The organism is Actinoalloteichus spitiensis RMV-1378 (assembly GCF_000239155.1).
In the GTDB taxonomy this organism is placed as follows: domain Bacteria; phylum Actinomycetota; class Actinomycetes; order Mycobacteriales; family Pseudonocardiaceae; genus Actinoalloteichus_B; species Actinoalloteichus_B spitiensis.
In genome coordinates this window covers 1-4796 of record NZ_AGVX02000071.1, presented here as the reverse complement: position 1 = coordinate 4796, position 4796 = coordinate 1, and the positions used below count along the sequence as shown (strand labels likewise).

The window sequence follows — 4796 nt, the reverse complement described above, 5'->3', positions numbered from 1 at the left end:
GGCCGAAACCACCGCGCGTGTCCCCGCCGCCGGGGCCGCCGCACGGCCGTCCCGGGGCATGAGCGGGCCTCGGCCCCGCCGGGGCCCGCTCGTCGTCCAGCACCCGCTCCCCCGATTCCCGCGCGCGGGAACGCCGGTGGCCGGCGCGGCGGCACCCCGCCCACCACCGAATTCTCGCCGGAACGGCCATCCCTGGAACCGTCGATCGAGGACACCCGGAATTTCCCCTTTCTTTCCCACTTCCGAGTGATTGTTGGGGTGTCTCCTCGTCGCTATCTTGTCGGGTGCCCACCGGGGCGGCGGCGCTCATCATCCGCGATTTCCGTTCCCCGCCGTCGCCCGCCGTCACCCGACAGAAACGGCCGCATTGCCTGTTCCTCCCCGCGCTCCGGACCAGCGAACCGGTGGACGGTTCTCACTCGTCAGCACACGCGTCTTCCGTGGTCAGCGGCGCGACGCGTGGCCGCCGGCCGTCCTGCGCGGAGGTGAACCCCGTAGGCAGAGCGCGCCTTGGGCGGCGCGTGGCGCTTTCCGCTTCCGCGGCGCACCGCGATGCGGTCGAACGAGCGATACCCACCTGACCGAGCGACATTTCGTTTCCGAGTTTCCCCACGGAAAGGGAAAAATTGCCTGATTCAACGACCATTACCGAGCCCGCGGAAGCGACGGTTCCCTCCCCCCGGGATGTTCCCCTCACGCGCCCGGTCCCCCCGGCGGACGTCCTCGGCGGCAACGAGGTGTGGCGGCACGTCCAGCGCGGTCTGGTCTACCCCTCCCCGCACGCGCTCTTCGCCACGTTCTGGCGGGCGCCGGACGGCACGGAGATCACCCTGGCGCTGCTGCGGCGGGTCATGTCCTCGCTCCGGGAGATCATCGACACCCGCTTCGGTGCCGCCAACACCACCGCCGTGGTCGGAGTCGGCTTCCGCCTGTGGAGCGAGATCTGCGCGGCCGAGGGCATGGAACCCCCGACCGGGATGCGGTTCGACCTGCCCGCGACGAGGACCGACGGATCCCCCACCTCCACGGTGTTCGAGCGGTCCAACGGAACCTTCGTCGACTCCGACGCCGACCTGTGGTTCCACCTCAAGTCCGATGAGGAGAGCCACTGCGACGAGGTCTACGAGGAGTTGGCCCGCCTCCTCGACCGGGAGGGGTGCGTCGCCCAGCGCAGGGAGTACCAGCGCGCCGACACCAAGGCGACGGGTGAGAAGAAGCTGGGCGGCAAGGTCCTGGGCTGCCGGTTCTCCGAGAACCTCAACAACCCGACGGACCCGGTGACCCTGGAGACCCACACGATCGTCGGCAACGAGGACCCGGCCTACGCCGGATCCTCGTTCGTGCTGGCGCAGCGGTTCGCGTTCAACTGGGAACACATCCTCAACATGGGCCCCGACCAGATCGAGGACCTCGTCGGCCGCACCTCGGAGGACATCATCGTCCCGACCAGGGACGAGCGCAGCCACATCAAGTGCGCCCGGGCGCAGGACGCCCAGGGCGACACCATGCGGATGCTCCGGCTCGGGCTCCCCTACGGCCGCAGCGACGCCACCGCGAACAACGACCTGCGGTCCAAGGGCGCCAGCCTCCGCGACGAGCAGGGCGTCTACTTCGCCGGCTACGCCCGGCGGGCCACCGTCCTGGAGACCATCATGGACCGCCAGGTGGGCTCGCACGAGGGCCACATGGCCGACCGGCTGCTCTCCACCGTCCACTCCGACCTCGGCGGCGTCTACTTCGTGCCCAGCGCCACGGTGTTGGGCCTGGACCTGCCCGAGCTGGACGACCTCCACGAGGTCGGGTGGGACGACGTCCCCGACATGGACTGGAGCCGCCTCGACCGGCACTTCACCGAGCGCTCCGCCAACGGGCTGATGTTCTACAACCACCGCGACTGGCTCTACCAGATGAGCACCGCCGCCGGCGCGGACCGCGACCACTACCTGCCTCCCACCAAGCGGGTGCTCCGACTGCTCGCGGCGACGTTCTCCCGCTGGCAGGACAACTGGTACTTCGACCGCGTCCAGCAGGAGCCCGAGCACCTGTCCTACTACCTCACCCGCGAACTGGGCGCGGAGGCCGCCGAGGAGATCATGAGCCGGTCGGTGGTGGAACGCATGGGGTGGACCGTGCGCCTCGGCCTCGGCAGCGTCTTCGCCAGCGACGAGTACGGGTTCCGAGGGCGGCGGCGCGACGCCGAGGGCAACTGGGTCAACGGCGCCGACACCTACCACATCGAACCGCTCGAACTGATCGTCGGCGGCATGCCCACCCTCGGCCTGGGACAGGGCAAGTACGTCATCGACTACACCCGGGACGACGAGAAGCTGGGCAACTTCTTCCAGAACCTCGGCCCCGCCTCGGGGGTGGGACACGTGGTCCCCGGCTACGAGAAGCTGCTGACCCGGGGTCTCGGCGGGCTCACCGAGGACGTCGCGGCCCTGCGGGACTCCGCCGACGACGAGGACACCCGGCTGTTCTACACCGCCGTGCACCTGGCCCTGGAGGGCGTGCGCGCCCACTGCCTGGCCTTCGCCGAACTCGCGGCCACCACCGCCGAGGCCCTGCCCGCTACGCAGGTGGCCGAACGCGACAACCTCGCCGAGGTCGAGTCCCGGATGCGGCGGCTGTCCACCGAGGCTCCGGAGACGCTGCTGGAGGCGGCCCAGCTGATCTTCACCATGCACTCCTGCCTGCACCTCATCGGGGAGCCCACGGCGATCGGGCGGCTGGACCAACTGTTGCAGCCCTTCTACGAGGCCGACATCGCCTCGGGCGTGCTCAGCGCGGCGAACGAGGACGAACAGGCCCAGGAGATCCTCGACTGCCTGTGGGTCAAGCTGGGCGGCAACGTCCTGTGGAACCGCATGTTCGTCGACGACCACCAGCCCGACGGCAACATGGCGATGGGCGGCATCGCCGGGAACTACCCGCAGGGCGCGGCCAACAACCAGTGGGTGCAGCAGATCACCGTGGGCGGCACCGTGGCCAACGACGCGCCCGGCAGCGGTGACCCGGCCTACAACCGGATGACCATGCTGTGCCTGCGTGCCGCGCGCCGGCTCCCGCTGAACGCGCCCTGCCTGTCCCTCCGGGTGCGCCCGGACATGCCGGCGGAGTACGCGGAGGAGGCGGCCCGGGCCCTGCTCAGCGGGGGCGCCCACCCGATCCTGATCAACGACGAGAAGGTCATCCCCGGCCTCGTCCGCAGCGGCGAGGGGATCGGCGACGGTGTGGAGACCGGTGAGCACACCCCGGTGCGGGAGAAGGCCGGTGACGCCTGGAACAGCGAGGTCCCCCTCGAGGTCGCCCGCGACTACGCCTGCGACGGGTGCTACGAACCCCAGTTCGTCGGCAAGAACTGGTTCACCCTCGGCGGGCTCAACACACTCCAGCTGCTGGAGGCCACCCTCAACCGGGGCAAGTCCTGGCTGACCGCCGGACCGATGTGGTTCCGGGGGCAGCGGGTGTCGTTCACCTCGCCGAAGCCGAACGACATCGGCTCCTTCGACGAGGTGCTGGACATCTTCTTCAAGCACCTGTCCTGGTCGTACGCCAAGCAGGTGGACGGCCAGCTCGGCGTCTACGGGAAGATGAGCGCGGTCTGCCCCTCCCCGCTGCTGTCGGTCCTCGTCGACGACTGCCTGGAGAAGGGCATGGACTACTACGCCGGCGGGGCCCGCTACAACGTGATCGGGCCGTGCTTCACGGCGTTGCCGAACACGATCAACTCGCTGTGGGCGGTCAAGAAGCTGGTCTTCGACGAGACGACCGCCGTGACCTCGCTCCCCGAGCTGGTCGAGGCGCTGATGTGCGACTGGGGCGAGTCGATGGTGGAGCCCTTCGTCAGCACCCTCGCCGGGGAGGGCCGCATCGCCGCGCGGGCCGAGCGGTTCCGCGACCTGCGGGCCGCCGCGCTGGCGCTGCCCCGGTACGGCCGGGGGAACGAGGAGATCGACGCCTTCGGGGACGAGTTCCTCCAGCGGGTCTCCGCCACCGTGATGAGCACCCTCACCGACCCCGCCCAGCCGACCGCCCGGACCCTGGTCGAGCTGGCGCGGCGGTACGGGAGCCCGGAGCACCCGTTCGGCATCCAGCTCCAGCCAGGGGTGGGGACCTTCGAGAACTACCTGGAGTTCGGGGCGATGTGCGGCGCCTCCGCCGAGGGACGTCGGGCCGGCGAACCGCTGGCCACCGACCTGAGCCCCGCCCCCAGCCCCGCCGACCGGCCGGTGGACCACCAGGAGGCCGACTTCCTGACCACGCTGCGCGGAATGACCGGGGCGGGTACCGAGTCGTTCTGGGACATCGCCCCCACCGACTACAACATCCGGGAGGACTTCGGGTTGGACGCGCTGACCCGGGTCGTCCGCGAGTTCGCCTCGGGTGCGGGGTCCAACCTGTTGACGGTGACGTGCGCCAACCCGGAGACCTTCGCGGGCGCCTGCCGCGACCCCGAGAAGTACGACCTGGTGCGCGTGCGGATGGGTGGCTGGTCGGAGTTCTTCATCTCGATGTTCCCGGCCCACCAGCGCACCCACCAGCGGCGTCCGCTCAGCGTGCTGACGGAGAGCTGAGACCGGAACGGAGACGCTGACGACGTCGGGCACCGGCCGGGCCAGCGGGTCGGCCGGTGCCCCCTGTTCCGCCGGGAGTGATCGGCCACTCCGCGGTGGGCACCGTTCGCCCGGTGCGGGACGACCGCGAGGAGTGCGCGCGCCGGGTTCGCGTCGCCAGGTGGGGGTCGCCGGCTGCCGCGCGAGCCCCGGGGGCGCCAGTGGCAGGGGGGGGCGGGG

1 protein-coding gene is annotated in these 4796 nt (G+C 70.6%); it reads left to right on the top strand.

What is annotated here, in order from left to right; genetic code table 11:
* Window positions 1-626 precede the first annotated feature (626 nt).
* Window positions 627-4577, top strand: coding sequence for a Dyp-type peroxidase (locus ACTIDRAF_RS0203585; protein WP_211215266.1), 3951 nt, complete (start codon window positions 627-629; stop codon window positions 4575-4577).
* Window positions 4578-4796: the final 219 nt, after the last annotated feature.